Source organism: Chromobacterium piscinae, from assembly GCF_021129175.1.
Lineage (GTDB): Bacteria > Pseudomonadota > Gammaproteobacteria > Burkholderiales > Chromobacteriaceae > Chromobacterium > Chromobacterium piscinae.
In genome coordinates this window covers 1-12,286 of record NZ_JAJOHV010000035.1, presented here as the reverse complement: position 1 = coordinate 12,286, position 12,286 = coordinate 1, and the positions used below count along the sequence as shown (strand labels likewise).

Below are 12,286 nucleotides of genomic sequence, written 5' to 3'. Positions count from 1 at the left end.
TTTCATGGCCAACAGCGGATCGGGTTAGGTCAGATACAGCAGCAGCGGCATCACGCGCACCGTCAGCCAGGCCAACACTACCGGCAGGATCAGGCACAGCCCGCCCCAGAAGACCCAGGAAGTCTCGCAGTCGGCGCGTCGGCGCATTTCCATCAACTGCAGCCGGTAGGCGAGATAGCTGATGACGGCGACCAGCGGCGACACCAGCACATAGGCAGCCATCGGCCGCCACTCCAGCCACGGCGACAGCGCCAGCACGCCGAGGTGCAAGGCCAGTTGGCTGGCGCACAGCGCGGCCAGCCGCAGGTCGCGGCCTGGGAAGCGCATCGCGCGCCGGTTCACTCGCATGTGGACCGCCGCCCACATCGCGGCGGCGATGCCCAGCCAGGCGTAGGGATAGAACAGCGGCAATACCAGAGGTTCGATCGACACCGGCTCCGGATGGTGGTCCAGCAGTGCCGCCAGTATCAGGTAGGCGGCCAGGAAACAGGCGACGGCGGTGCCGTCGCGGCTGCGGACCAGCCGCCAGGCCATGTGCAGCGAAAACAGGATGAGGACGAGCAGCAGCAGGATACCGACAGGCGTTGCCGTCATGCAGCCTCCAGCGCCGACAGCAGCGCGGCGGATAGCAGCTCGCCGATCTGGGCCAGGTACTGGGTGTGCATGTCGAAGGTGAAACGCTGGGAATCGTCGCTGGCCAGCACCAGGATGCCGAAGGGCTGGCCGCCGGCGTCCTTCAGCGCCACCTGGGCGAAAGACTGTAGTACCGGCGTGGCGGGGAACCAGCTCAGCACCTCGTCGTTGACATAGGGGCCGCAGTACGGCGCGGCCAGATTGCGGGCCAGGCTCTGCACTTCGCTGCGGGCATTGTAGTGTTCGGCGTCCTTCTCCGCGGCGGGGTGCCACAGTTTCAGCGCGGCGCGGTCCAGCTGGAATTCCTGGCGCAGGCTGCCTTTCAGCTCGGCGATCAGCTCGGAGGGGCCGCGCGCGGCCAGCAGGGCGAGAGTCAGGCGGTGCAGCTTGGCCAGCAGGCGGTCATTGTCCTGGCCGCGCTCGATCAACTGCTGCAGCTGGGCCTCCAGCTGGCGGTTCTGGTCCTTCAGCTCCAGCATCTGGCGCTCGACGAAGGAGATCACGCGCTCGCCGTTCTGCGGGGCGGCCTGCAGGTTGTAACGCGGGGCGTGCTGCTGCAGGAAGTCGGGATGCTCGTCGAGAAACGCCAGGACTTGTTCGCTGTGCATCTGCCTTGTCCTTTCCTTAATCGTGATGCGGAAATGGGTTGGTGTGGTTGCGGGGGTTAAAGTTCGATTTCGCCCTGGAAAACGGTGACGGCCGGGCCGGTCATGATCACCGGGCTGCCTTCGCCGGCCCATTCGATCACGATGTCGCCGCCGCGCGCGTGCACGGTGACGCGCGGGTCCAGCAGCCCCTGGCGGATGCCGCAGACCACCGCGGCGCAGGCGCCGGTGCCGCAAGCCAGGGTTTCGCCGGCGCCGCGCTCGTAGACGCGCAGGCGGATCTCGCCGCGGTTGACGATTTGCATGAAGCCGGCGTTGACCCGTTGCGGGAAGGCTGGGTGGCTCTCGATGCGCGGGCCGATCTCGGCCACCGGCGCGGTGTCCACGTCGTCCACCAACTGCACCGCGTGGGGATTGCCCATCGACGCGATGCCGATTTCGCAGCCGCCGTCGGCCAGCGGCAAGGCGTAGGTCAAGGCTTCGGCGTCGGCCAGGAAGGGCAGGTCGGCAGGCTTGAAGCGCGGCACGCCCATGTCGACGCGGGCCAGGCCGTCGCCCAGGTACTCCGGGGATATCACGCCGCGCGCGGTTTCCACTTCGATCCGGCTCTTGCCGGTCAGCCCCTGGTCGCGGACGAATTTGGCGAAGCAGCGCGCGCCGTTGCCGCATTGCTCGACTTCACCGCCGTCGTTGTTGAAGATGCGGTAGCGGAAGTCGTGGCCCGCTTCGCGCGCCGGCTCCACCAGCAGCAGCTGGTCGAAGCCGATGCCCAACTGGCGGTTGCCGAGCAGGCGGATCTGCTCGGGGGAGAGGGACACGGCCTGGCGCACGCCGTCTATGACCATGAAGTCGTTGCCGAGGCCGTGCATCTTGCTGAATTTCAGTTTCATCGGTGTCGCGTGGCGATGCATTGTGGATGGGCCAGCTTAGCACAGCCGGGCGCGACATACATCGTCCGGCCGCGCGGCTGGCCTCCTTCCTGACGTTGCGTTACGCCGGCTTGTCGCGGCCTGCGTCGGCGCGCCCAATCCCTGGGCTTTGCCAGCGGCTCAGCTGCCCGCCAGCTGCCGTTGCGCCAGGGCTGCCAGCTCGGCCAATTTGCCGCGCGGCATCCCGGCAGACAGGGCGTAGCCGCGGCCGCGTTCCCACCAGTAATAGACGTTGACCGGCCCCTGGCTGGCGAAGTGGAAGCCTTGCTCCGCTTGCGGCCGGGCGCCGTTGGCCACATAGAGCGTCACCCGTTGACCGGAGGCGTCGTGGTACATCAGCTGTGCCACTGGGCCTTGCTCGCCGGGCAGCAGGCGGCCGCCTATCAGTTCATAGCCGGCCTGGGCCAGCCGGGGAGGCGTGATCGGGCTGCGCATGCGGCGCGAAAGCCAAGCGACCATCTGCGTTTCCTGGTCCGCGCCGATCTCGACCGGGCGCTGGATGTCCGGACTGTAGACCACGTGCGCCATCGCGGCTTGGCGCGGCAGGCTGTCCATCGCCTGGCTTGCGGCCGGCGCGGCGGGTTCGGTCTGATAGGCTTGCCGTCCATACCAGCCGCCGCCCAGGCCCAGCGCGAATACCAGCCCGGCGGCCATTGCCTGGCTCAGCCACGGCGGAGAGAAGCGCCTGGCGGGCGGCCTGGCCGCGGCCAGCAGCCGGCTGGGCATGGGTTCGCGCTCAGGCAGCGCCCACAGCTCGCGCAGCGCGTCGTCCTGGCCGCGCCATTGATCCAGCCGCTGGGCGGCGTCGGGATGCTGCTCCAGCCACGCTTCCAGTTCCGCAGCCTGCTGCGGAGGCAATTCGCCGTCGAGATAGGCTTGCAGCGTTTCCTCGTTCGGTTCGGTCATGGCTCTGCGCCTCCATATTCAACCATCAATTGCCGCAGCCGCTCCCGCCCCCGGTGCAGGCGCGACATCACGGTGCCCACCGCCAGTCCCAACGCTTTGGCCGCATCCTGGTAGCGCATCTCTTCCACCACCACCAATAACAGGACCTCTCTTTGCTCGTCGGGCAGCCGCGCGATGGCGCGGTCGAGGTCGCGCAGCTGGAGCTCCCGCTCATGGGCGGGCGGGACGGCCAGCCGCGCCCACTCCTCGTCGGGCAGCTCGCTGGCCGGGCGGCTTCGCCGGACATGGTCCACGTGCCGGTTGTGCATGATGCCGAACAACCAGGGGCGGATGTCGGAGCCTGGCCGCCATTGCCGCCAGTTGCGCCAGGCCGATTCCAGCGTGTCCTGGACCAGGTCGTCGGCGTGCGCCGCGTTACGCTCCAGCACACGGGCGTAGCGGCGCAACCGGGCGAGGTTGCCCAGCAGCAGTCGATGAAACTGCCGCTCCGGTTCTAGTTCGCCGATGGCTTGAGCTCCCTGATGATCCGGCGCGTCGCCAAGTCGAGTTCCGCCACGCTCAGATCCTCGTTCAGCACCCAGGCCTTGCGGCTGTCCTTGCTGAATGAGATGGCTTGGCGCGGGCCGGACAAGCCGCCGATCTGCGCGGCAGGCCGGAATGCCGGCAAGGCGACCTCGGTGAGCGAGTTGCTCTTCAAATTGCCAGAGTACAGGACTTTGCCGTCGGGGCGCAGAGCGGCGCCATAGGGTTCGCTGCCCACGGCCACGGCGGCCGTGATCTTGCCGGACCGGGTATCCACCTTGGCCAGGGTGTCGTCGCCGCTGTTGGCCGCGTACAGGGTGCCGCCGTCGGCGGAGATCGAAATCGCGCGTATTTTGTTGAAGCCGCCGATCTCCCGGAGCACGGCCAGGGACGAGGTGTCCACCACGCTCAGCTTGTCGCTGCGGAAGTTGGTGACATAGAGGTCGGCGCCGTCCGGCGATAGCTTGACGCCCTGGCGCGGGCCGGAAAAGCCGGTGATCACTTTGCTGACCCTCCAGGCCTTCAAATCCACCACGCTGACCGTGTTGGATGCCTGATTGTTGACGTAGAGGCGGGCGCCTTGGCGGTCGATGGCGCTGCCGAAAGCGCCGGGGCCCAGGGCCAGGCTGGCCTCCAGCGTCAGCGTGCCGGCATTCCAGCGCTCCAGCAGGCCTTTGCTGCTATCTGTGACGTAAAAGCGGCGGCCATCCGGCGCGAACACGATGTTGCGCGGGGTGATGAAGCCGGGCAGCGCGGCTTTGAGCCGCCCTTGCGCCAGGTCGTATACCTTCAGCTCGGCCGTCTGGCTATTGCCGGCTATCGCCAGGCTTTCATCGGGGCTGACCGCCAGCGTGTTGTTGTGGATGTCCGGGTCGAAAGCCTGGGCGGCGGCTGAAATTTGCGCCAGCGCCCACAGCGCGGAGGCGGCCAAAAGGGAAGCGGTTTTTCGCATGCTGGTTTTCCTGGTTTTTCAGAGGGGTCAGGGCCGGGCCACTTGCCAGAGTTGCTTGAAGTTGTCGCCTTTGCGCTCGCCGGGCGCGAGGTCCTGGGCGAAGCGGTAGAGTGGCTTGCCGCGCCACGACCATTGTCGCGAGCCGTCGTCGCGGGCAATCAGAGCCAGATCGCCTTCGGGTTGGGCGTCCGCTTCGGCGGCCAGGGGCGGCCACAATGCCGCGCATGAGCCGTTGCAGGCGCTGCGGCCATTGCCAGGCTGGTCTTTTGCGAACACGTAGAGCGTCATGCCGGCGGGGTCGGTCAGCGCGCCCTCGCGCGTCGATATCGGGGACGGCGCGGCCTGGATCTGCGCGGCGGCGAGCGCGGCGAGCATGCCGCCTAGCAACAGGGTGCGGTTCATCGATGGCTCCTGGTCGTGTGGTAGGGAAGCGGGACGCTTGGTCCGCGCTTGCATGGGGTATACGCAGGGAGGCCGCCGATTATTCCCGGCAAGGAGAAATTTTTTGTTGGGGGGATGGCGAGGCCGCCGGGAGGCGGCCCGGAAATCAGGCGCGCAGCACGGTGCGCGCGCCCTGGTAGCGCGGCGCGAAGTAGACATTGTCCAGCCGCGCGACGCGTATGGTGCTGTTGGTGCGCGGCGCGTGGACGAACTTGCCGTCGCCGATGAAGATGCCCATATGCGAGAACGGCCGGTTCATGGTGTTGAAGAACACCAGGTCGCCGACTTGCATCTGGTTGTCCGAGATCGGCCGCGCGATGTTGGCGATCTGCGCGGCGTTGTGCGGCAGGCGAATGCCGACGGCGTTTTGATAGATGTAGCTGACCATGCCGCTGCAATCGAGGCCGGCCTCCGGATTGCTGCCGCCGAACTGGTAGCCGCCGTCCAGCAGGCCTATCGTATACAGCAGGATTTCGCGGCCGTTGCCGTCGGCGGTGATGTTGGACAGCGAGGTGTCGCCGCCAGGCTTGCCTGGGCGCGGGCGCTGCTGGCTGGTCTTCACCGGCGTGGTGCCGCAGGCGGCGAGCAGGGCGGCGAGGCCCGCCAGCGCCGCGCCCTGCAGCAGGCGGCGACGGCCGGTACCGTCGTCATTCAGCTGGGTGTCTTCCATTGTCGCTTGGACTCCTGTCATTTCCATGCCGCGGAGGGGCTGTCCGCCTCGCGTCGCGCGCCGCGGCGATTTGTCTTGCTCCCGCGCGCTGCGCGGGAAGGGCTGCTTTGGGGGCAGTATAGCGCGCGTCGGGGCGCGGGCCCGCGTCCCAGTGTAAATGCGGAAGCGAATCGGCTTATGGCCGGCGGATGGCGGATGCGGAAAGAATGGCGCGCCGGCGGGCATGGCGGCGCTGGGCCGCCCGTGATTTTCCATGGATATCGCGCCTGTCCGGCTAAAATGGAAGCTCGATTCGACATCTTTCCGAGGGGAGATGCGGGGTGAATATTGTAACGGTCTCCACAATCGTTTTGAGGATCGCGCCACTGATGCGCCGCGCGTTGCCATGGGCATTGGCGATCTTCATCGGGTTCGTCCCGCTCCATGCCCTGTCCGCTGAAATCGTCTACATCACCGCCAAGGCGGATCTGCCGTTCTGGAACACGGTCGGCAAGGGCGTGAAGGCGGTGGCGGAGGAGAATGGCTACGCGTTTTCGGAGCTGGACAGCAAGCTCAACGCGGAAATGCAGCTGAACAATGTCCGCCAGGCCATCGATCGCCACGTCGCGGGCATCGTGATTTCCCCGACCAACAGCAAGTCTGCGGAAGAGGCGCTCACCCTGGCCCGGCGGGCGGGCATTCCGGTCGCCATCGCCGATATCGGCGCCAGTGGCGGCGATTACGTCAGCTTCGTCAAATCGGACAACTATCGCGGCGCATACGATGTGGGCGCGGAGCTGGCGAAGGCCCTTAAGGCGCGAAACTGGGGCAGCGGGGCCTACGGCATGGTCACCATCGAATTGTCGCGGAAAAACGGCCAGGACCGCACCAATGGATTCCGCGACGCGATGCGGGACGCCGGCTTCCCGCGCGAGATCGTGCTCAGGCAGATGAGGGATTACTCCGCCGAGGAGACATACCACTATGTCAAAGAGATGCTGGCCGCGCATCCGGGCATGCGGGGCTTCTTCATCGAAACCGACCAGCCGGTGGATGGAGCGATGCGGGCGATACGTGAGGCGGGCAAGCAAAAGCAAGTGCTGCTGGTTTCCTTCGACGCGATGCCGGACGTGGTCCGCCTGCTCAAGAGCGACGCCTTGATCGCCGTCGGCATGCAGCAGCCGTATTTGATGGGCAGCTCTGCGGCCGGCGCGCTGGTTTCGCATCTGCATGGCCATTCGCCGGCCAAGGAAATCCTGGTGCCCATCCTGGTGGCCACCAGCCGCAATGTTGACCAGCTAATGCCGGTCGCCTCGAAAACGGTGTTCGGCAAGCCGCTGAAGTGAGTGGCATCACGGCATCATCCGGGTCATTTCATTGTTGCGGATCAGGTCGCGGATGGTGGCGTTGAACGATTGCTGCAGCGCGCGGCCGTCTTTCGACACGCGGCTGAACTCGAAGTGCAGGCCGGTGGGGGGGGCGCCGGGCAGATCGGCGCGGCGGAGCGCCGGCCCGTTGAACAGATCGCGCAGCGCCGCGTCGCGTTCGGACAGGCTGTCCACCACTTCGCGGATTTCGATGAAGACGTCGCAGCGGTTCTCGATGATCTTGCTGATCGCGCTGCGCTCGTTTTTCGAGCCGATGTCCTGGCGCGAAGGATCGACGCCGAACGCGTCCAGGCGGTTGCCGAACAGGCCGCACACGGTGTAGCGCTTGAGATCGGACAGCGCGCGCAGCGGCGCGCCGTCGGGGTGCTTTCTGGCGGAATAGAAATACAGGTGATGGACTTCGGCGTAGGCGTCGGTAGCCAGAAAGCGCTTTTCGTCGAGTTCGCGGGAGGGGACGTCGATGGCGATGTCGATCTGGCCGTGGGCGACCATTTCGCGGCAACGCTTCCACGGCAGTCTTTCGATGACCGCCGGCTCGCGCCCGGCGCGCCTCAGCGCGCGCTGCAGCACGTTGATGGCGAGCCCGGTGTCCTGAGCGCCGCCGGCGAAGCCGGACGATGAAGTGAAGACATAGGGCGGGAAGTCCACGTCGGAAGCGCAAGCGAGCGGCGCGGCCTGGACGGCGCTGGCAAGCATCGCCAGCGCCGCCGCGAGCCGCCGGCCTTGCCCGTGCCGCGGTTTTCGGCTCTCGAGTGGCGCCACATGTCCTCCGCCCTGTGTCTGGTTGGGTCTTGGCGACGCAAGCCGCGGCCGGCGCGGGAGGCTGGATGGAGTCCGGGCGTCGCCTCTGCTCCTTCCGGTGTAGCCCATTCGAGGCTGGGCGGCAAAGCGCCGCCAAGCGGGGACTCAGCGGCCGCGTTGCTCCAGGTCTTCCCAGCGGGCCAGCTTTTCCAGCAGCAGCTCGTCGATTTCCTCGATGCGCTGTTGCCAGGCGATGGCTTCCTTGGGCGTGTCGCGGTAGCAGTTGGGGTCGAGCAGGCGCTGGTTCAGCTCGGCCTGCTCCGTCTCCAGCGCGCTGATCTGGTCCGGCAGCGCCGCCAGCTCGCGGGTTTCGTTGTAGGACAGCTTGTTGCGCGCGGCCTTGGGCTTGTCCTGGCGCGCGGGCGCGGCGGCCTGAGCGGTTTCCTTGGCCTTTTCGGTAGAGGTGAACTCGGCCATGCGTTTCTTGGCGTCCAGCCAGTCCTGGTAGCCGCCCGGATACTCTTCCAGCCGGCCTTCGCCCTCGAAGGCGATCACCTGGGTGACCACATTGTCCAGGAAGGCTCGGTCGTGGCTGACCAGGAATACGGTGCCCGCGTACTGGGCGATCACGTCTTCCAGCAGTTCCAGCGTGTCGATGTCGAGGTCGTTGGTCGGCTCGTCCAGCACCAGCACATTGGCTGGGCGGGTGAACAGCCGGGCCAGCAGCAGGCGGTTGCGTTCGCCGCCGGACAGCGAGCGCACCGGGCTTCTGGCGCGCTGCGGCGAGAACAGGAAGTCTTCCAGATAGCTCATCACGTGTTTCTTGACGCCGCCGATCTCGACGAAGTCGTTGCCCTGGCTGATCACGTCGGCCACGCTCATTTCCTCGTCCAGCTGCTCGCGAAACTGGTCGAAGTAGGCGATTTCCAGCTTGGTGCCTTGCTTGACCGAGCCGGAGTCGGGTTCCAGCTCGCCCAGGATCAGCTTCAGCAGCGTGGTCTTGCCGGCGCCGTTGGGCCCGATCAGGCCGATCTTGTCCCCGCGCAGGATGCGGCTGGTGAAATCGCGGATCAGCTGCCTGCCGCCGAAGCCCTTGTCGACGTGTTCCAGCTCGGCCACCAGCTTGCCGGAGCGCTCGCCGGCGTCCAACTGGAAGTTGACCTTGCCCACGCGCTCGCGGCGGGCGGACCGCTCGCGGCGGATGGCCTCCAGCCGGCGCACGCGGCCTTCGTTGCGGGTGCGGCGCGCCTCGATGCCCTTGCGGATCCACACTTCTTCCTGGGCGTGGAATTTGTCGAATATGCGGTTCTGCTCTTCTTCGATGGCCAGCTCTTCCGCCTTGCGTGTCTGGTAGGCGGAGAAGCTGCCCGGGTAGCTGCGCAGGATGCCGCGGTCCAGTTCGATGATGCGGGTGGCGACGTTGTCGAGGAAGCGGCGGTCGTGGGTGATCAGCAGCACGCTGCCGGAGAAGCCTTTGATCAGGCCTTCCAGCCATTCGATGGCGGAAACGTCCAGGTGGTTGGTCGGCTCGTCCAGCAGCAGCACATCGGGTTTGGACGCCAGCGCGCGCGCCAGCGCCACGCGTTTTTTCCAGCCGCCGGACAGCGCCGAGATGCGGGCGTCGGCGTCCAGGCCCAGGTGGCTTAGCGTGGACGAGATCAGCGCGTCGAACTGCCAGCCGCCGCGGGCTTCCAGTTCGTGCTGGATGGTTTCCATCCGGGAGAGCGCCTGTTCGTGGTCGGCGTCGGCCTGGGTCAGCTGCTGGGTGACGTGATGGTATTCGGTCAGCAGCGCCTTCAAGTCGCCCAGCCCCTCGGCCACCGCCTCGAAGACAGTGTGCTCGGGGTTGAATTCCGGTTCCTGCGGCACGTAGGCGACCTTGACGTCGCCCTTGGTGTTGATGCGGCCGTCGTCCAGCTGCACCGCGCCGGCGATGCCTTTCAGCAGCGACGACTTGCCCGCGCCGTTGCGGCCGATCAGGCCGACCGCCTCGCCCGGTTCCAGGGCGAAGTCTACGTTGTCCAGCAGCGCGTGGTGTCCGAAGGCGAGGCATGCCTTCTCGACGGTAATCAGGGCCATGTTCTGTGTGTCTTGCGAGATGGGAAAATACCGGCCAGTTTAACACGATGGCCCTGCCGGCGGACGGGTCGCCTGGCGGCTTCGGGGCTGATACAATGCGCGCCGAATCAACATTTGTCCGAAAGGTCCCGCCATGTATTTCGTCGACCGCGCCGTTGCCGTGATCAAACCGAAGCAACCGTTCCTGGATTGGCTGAACCAGCTGCCGGACACCGACATGATCGACCTGTCGCTGGACAGCCTGCGCAGCGACTGCACCGCCATTCTGCTGCCGGAGTTCATCGAGCCGGAAGAGGGCGTCGCCCATATCGACGAGATCAGCGAACAGCTGTTCAAGATGGAACTCGCGTCCTGGGACGAGGACGAAGCCCTGTGGCCCAAGGATTTGTCGCTGAAGGCGTTCTGGGAGTGGTTCGATGTGGAAATCCACTCCACGGTGATGGACAGCGTCGACGACGACATCACCAACAGCCCGGCCAGCGAGCTGTAAAACCCATGCGCGAACGGCCGCCGCTGCAACCCTTCTCGGTGCCGCTGCGGCCGTCGCGTTGGTGGCTGGCCTTGGTGTCGGCCGCTTTCGCCGCCTATGCGGCCGTCGTGGCCTGGCACCTGCCGGCGGCTTATCTGATCAGCGTGCCGGCCGCGGCTTGGCTGGCACGGCGCGCGTTGCGCGCCGACGGATGGCTGTGGGGCGAGGCTCCGGAACGATTGGAAATCGACCCGCGCGGCCGCTTGTTCCTGTGCCGCGGAGGCGAGCGGCGCGAGGCGGAAGTACTGGATGATTGCTTCGTCACCCCGCTGCTGACGGTGCTGAGCGCCAGGCAGGACGGCAGGCGCCGCAGCGTGATGCTGTGGCCGGATTCGGCCGGCGCCGAAGCGCGCCGCCTGCTCAGAGTTTACCTGCTGTGGTTTCATCCGCCGCAGCCTGAAGAAGAGACGGAAACCCACCGATGACGATGAAAAAGACGCTGGACGACTGGCTGAGCTGGCAGGAAAGCCTGCACACGGCGGCGATAGACATGGGCCTGGCCCGCGTGTCCCGGGTGCGCGACGCGATGGGCCTCAAGCCTTCCTGTCCAGTGATCATGGTGGCCGGCACCAACGGCAAGGGTTCCACCTGCGCGATGCTGTCCAGCATTTTCCGCGCCGCCGGCTTCAAGGTCGGCGCGTATACCTCGCCGCATATCCTGCGCTACAACGAGCGCATCGCCATCGATCTGAAGCCGGCCAGCGACGAGCGCATTATCGCCAGCTTCGAGGCGATAGACGCCGCGCGCGGCGACACTACGCTGACCTATTTCGAATTCGGCACCCTGGCCGCGGTGCACAGTTTCGTCGCCGAAAAGGTGGACGTGATGATCCTGGAAGTGGGGCTGGGCGGCCGGCTGGACGCGGTCAACATCTTCGAGCCGGACGTCTCCGTCGTCGTCAGCGTGGACCTGGACCATCAGGCCATCCTGGGCGACAACCGCGAGGACATCGGCTTTGAAAAGGCCGGCATCTACCGCGCCGGCAAGCCGGCGATCTGCGTCGATCCCGAGCCGCCCAAGCGGCTGCTGGACCACGCGGCCGCCATCGGCGCGGACCTGAAGCTGTACGGCCGCGATTTCGGCTACACCCGGATGGACAACCAGTGGTCGTTCCGCTGCGGCGACCACGCCCGCCACGCGCTGCCCATCCCGGCGCTGCGCGGCGGCTACCAGATGGTCAACGCCTGCGGCGCCCTGGCCGCGCTGGAGGCGATCCGCGACCAACTGCCGGTGGGCATAGGCGCGATCAAGCAGGGGCTGGTGGAGGTGGAGTGGCCGGGCCGCTTCCAGGTGCTGCCGGGCCGTCCGGCGGTAGTGCTGGATGTCGGACACAATCCGCACGCGGTCAAGGCGATGGTGGCCGCGCTCAAGCAGCTGCCTTACGCGGAGAACCGCTACGCGGTGTTCTCGATGCTGGCCGACAAGGACATGGCGGCGGTGGTTGAACTGGCGAAGGGCGAATTCGACCATTGGCTGGCCGCCGGGCTGGACATGCCGCGCGGCCAGAGCGGCGAAGCCATCGCCGCGGCGCTGAAAAATGCCGGCGTCGCGTCGGTGTCCGCTTTCGATACCGTCGCCCAAGCGTGGTCGGCAGCCTTATCGCGGGCCGGCGACAATGATAGAATCGTCGTTTTCGGATCATTCCACACCGTAGCGGAAGTGGAAGCGGCCCGGCGACACCCGGTTTGAGGAATGCATGGCACTGTCCAGCCACGATGAACTGATATTGCTGAGAAAGCGCGCCCGCCGCCGCCTGGTGGGCGCGGTGGTGCTGGTTTCCATCGCCACCGTCGTTTTGTGGAACGTGGTGGGCCATCTGCCGGAACAGCAGATGAAGCCCGAGTCCATCGAGATCATGGGCGGCGCGTCCGCGCCGGTGGCCGCTTCCGCGCCCGCCGCGGCCGCGAAGCC

General features: G+C 66.6%; 14 protein-coding genes and 1 pseudogene. 5 read left to right on the top strand and 10 right to left on the bottom strand.

What is annotated here, in order from left to right; genetic code table 11:
- Positions 1 to 24: 24 nt before the first annotated feature.
- From LQR33_RS11490 to LQR33_RS11455, 8 genes are all read right to left on the bottom strand, one after another.
- Complete coding sequence (locus LQR33_RS11490; RefSeq protein WP_104947280.1) at positions 25 to 594, bottom strand: hypothetical protein; 570 nt, start codon at positions 592 to 594, stop codon at positions 25 to 27.
- Complete coding sequence (locus tag LQR33_RS11485) at positions 591 to 1,241, bottom strand: DUF484 family protein (RefSeq protein ID WP_231468992.1); 651 nt, start codon at positions 1,239 to 1,241, stop codon at positions 591 to 593. The genes LQR33_RS11490 and LQR33_RS11485 overlap by 4 nt, the downstream gene beginning before the upstream one ends.
- A gap of 56 nt (positions 1,242 to 1,297) precedes the next feature.
- Entirely contained in the window at positions 1,298 to 2,128 is an 831-nt protein-coding gene (gene dapF, locus LQR33_RS11480; protein WP_331282865.1) for a diaminopimelate epimerase, read from the bottom strand.
- A gap of 159 nt (positions 2,129 to 2,287) precedes the next feature.
- Entirely contained in the window at positions 2,288 to 3,073 is a 786-nt protein-coding gene (locus tag LQR33_RS11475) for an anti-sigma factor family protein (RefSeq protein ID WP_231468991.1), read from the bottom strand.
- Positions 3,070 to 3,540, bottom strand: coding sequence for a sigma-70 family RNA polymerase sigma factor (locus tag LQR33_RS11470; protein ID WP_269326246.1), 471 nt, complete (start codon positions 3,538 to 3,540; stop codon positions 3,070 to 3,072). The genes LQR33_RS11475 and LQR33_RS11470 overlap by 4 nt, the downstream gene beginning before the upstream one ends.
- 26 nt (positions 3,541 to 3,566) lie before the next feature.
- Positions 3,567 to 4,547, bottom strand: a complete 981-nt coding sequence (locus LQR33_RS11465) for a YncE family protein (RefSeq protein ID WP_231468988.1) — start codon at positions 4,545 to 4,547, stop codon at positions 3,567 to 3,569.
- Positions 4,548 to 4,574: 27 nt separating this feature from the next.
- Positions 4,575 to 4,949 carry a COG4315 family predicted lipoprotein gene (locus tag LQR33_RS11460; protein ID WP_166440268.1) on the bottom strand — a complete coding sequence of 125 codons (375 nt, stop codon included), beginning with the start codon at positions 4,947 to 4,949 and terminating at the stop codon, positions 4,575 to 4,577.
- 145 nt (positions 4,950 to 5,094) lie between these two features.
- Positions 5,095 to 5,658 carry a C40 family peptidase gene (locus tag LQR33_RS11455; protein WP_231179681.1) on the bottom strand — a complete coding sequence of 188 codons (564 nt, stop codon included), beginning with the start codon at positions 5,656 to 5,658 and terminating at the stop codon, positions 5,095 to 5,097.
- Between the two features lie 368 nt (positions 5,659 to 6,026).
- Here LQR33_RS11455 and LQR33_RS11450 point away from each other — a divergent pair, with 368 nt between their 5' ends.
- Positions 6,027 to 6,983: a substrate-binding domain-containing protein gene (locus LQR33_RS11450; protein ID WP_231468986.1), complete on the top strand. Its 957-nt coding sequence runs from the start codon at positions 6,027 to 6,029 to the stop codon at positions 6,981 to 6,983.
- Between the two features lie 6 nt (positions 6,984 to 6,989).
- On the opposite strand, the gene LQR33_RS11445 is transcribed toward LQR33_RS11450, so the two are convergent.
- A complete protein-coding gene (locus LQR33_RS11445) occupies positions 6,990 to 7,721 on the bottom strand; it encodes a substrate-binding periplasmic protein (RefSeq protein WP_231468984.1) in 732 nt (243 codons plus the stop codon).
- Positions 7,722 to 7,931: 210 nt separating this feature from the next.
- Positions 7,932 to 9,845, bottom strand: coding sequence for an ATP-binding cassette domain-containing protein (locus LQR33_RS11440; protein ID WP_166440271.1), 1,914 nt, complete (start codon positions 9,843 to 9,845; stop codon positions 7,932 to 7,934).
- Positions 9,846 to 9,978: 133 nt separating this feature from the next.
- Between LQR33_RS11440 and LQR33_RS11435 the strand changes: the two genes are divergently transcribed.
- The 4 genes and pseudogenes from LQR33_RS11435 to LQR33_RS11420 form a co-directional block, all read left to right on the top strand.
- Entirely contained in the window at positions 9,979 to 10,335 is a 357-nt protein-coding gene (locus tag LQR33_RS11435) for a hypothetical protein (RefSeq protein WP_021475596.1), read from the top strand.
- Positions 10,336 to 10,340: 5 nt separating this feature from the next.
- Positions 10,341 to 10,799 (top strand): hypothetical protein, encoded by a 459-nt coding sequence (locus LQR33_RS11430; protein ID WP_231468982.1) that lies wholly within the window; start codon positions 10,341 to 10,343, stop codon positions 10,797 to 10,799.
- Positions 10,796 to 12,064: a bifunctional tetrahydrofolate synthase/dihydrofolate synthase gene (folC, locus tag LQR33_RS11425; RefSeq protein ID WP_166440273.1), complete on the top strand. Its 1,269-nt coding sequence runs from the start codon at positions 10,796 to 10,798 to the stop codon at positions 12,062 to 12,064. Before LQR33_RS11430 ends, folC begins: the two co-directional genes overlap by 4 nt.
- A gap of 7 nt (positions 12,065 to 12,071) precedes the next feature.
- Positions 12,072 to 12,286, top strand: a pseudogene (locus LQR33_RS11420) (SPOR domain-containing protein); the annotation flags it as partial.

Coding starts and splice junctions, on each gene's coding strand:
- LQR33_RS11485 (WP_231468992.1), bottom strand. CDS start 1,241: ATGCACAGCGAACAAGTCCTGGCGTTTCTCGACGAGCATCCCGACTTC.
- LQR33_RS11490 (WP_104947280.1), bottom strand. CDS start 594: ATGACGGCAACGCCTGTCGGTATCCTGCTGCTGCTCGTCCTCATCCTG.
- folC (WP_166440273.1), top strand. CDS start 10,796: ATGACGATGAAAAAGACGCTGGACGACTGGCTGAGCTGGCAGGAAAGC.
- LQR33_RS11435 (WP_021475596.1), top strand. CDS start 9,979: ATGTATTTCGTCGACCGCGCCGTTGCCGTGATCAAACCGAAGCAACCG.
- LQR33_RS11475 (WP_231468991.1), bottom strand. CDS start 3,073: ATGACCGAACCGAACGAGGAAACGCTGCAAGCCTATCTCGACGGCGAA.
- LQR33_RS11455 (WP_231179681.1), bottom strand. CDS start 5,658: ATGGAAGACACCCAGCTGAATGACGACGGTACCGGCCGTCGCCGCCTG.
- dapF (WP_331282865.1), bottom strand. CDS start 2,128: ATGAAACTGAAATTCAGCAAGATGCACGGCCTCGGCAACGACTTCATG.
- LQR33_RS11460 (WP_166440268.1), bottom strand. CDS start 4,949: ATGAACCGCACCCTGTTGCTAGGCGGCATGCTCGCCGCGCTCGCCGCC.
- LQR33_RS11440 (WP_166440271.1), bottom strand. CDS start 9,845: ATGGCCCTGATTACCGTCGAGAAGGCATGCCTCGCCTTCGGACACCAC.
- LQR33_RS11430 (WP_231468982.1), top strand. CDS start 10,341: ATGCGCGAACGGCCGCCGCTGCAACCCTTCTCGGTGCCGCTGCGGCCG.
- LQR33_RS11450 (WP_231468986.1), top strand. CDS start 6,027: ATGCGCCGCGCGTTGCCATGGGCATTGGCGATCTTCATCGGGTTCGTC.
- LQR33_RS11465 (WP_231468988.1), bottom strand. CDS start 4,547: ATGCGAAAAACCGCTTCCCTTTTGGCCGCCTCCGCGCTGTGGGCGCTG.
- LQR33_RS11445 (WP_231468984.1), bottom strand. CDS start 7,721: ATGCTTGCCAGCGCCGTCCAGGCCGCGCCGCTCGCTTGCGCTTCCGAC.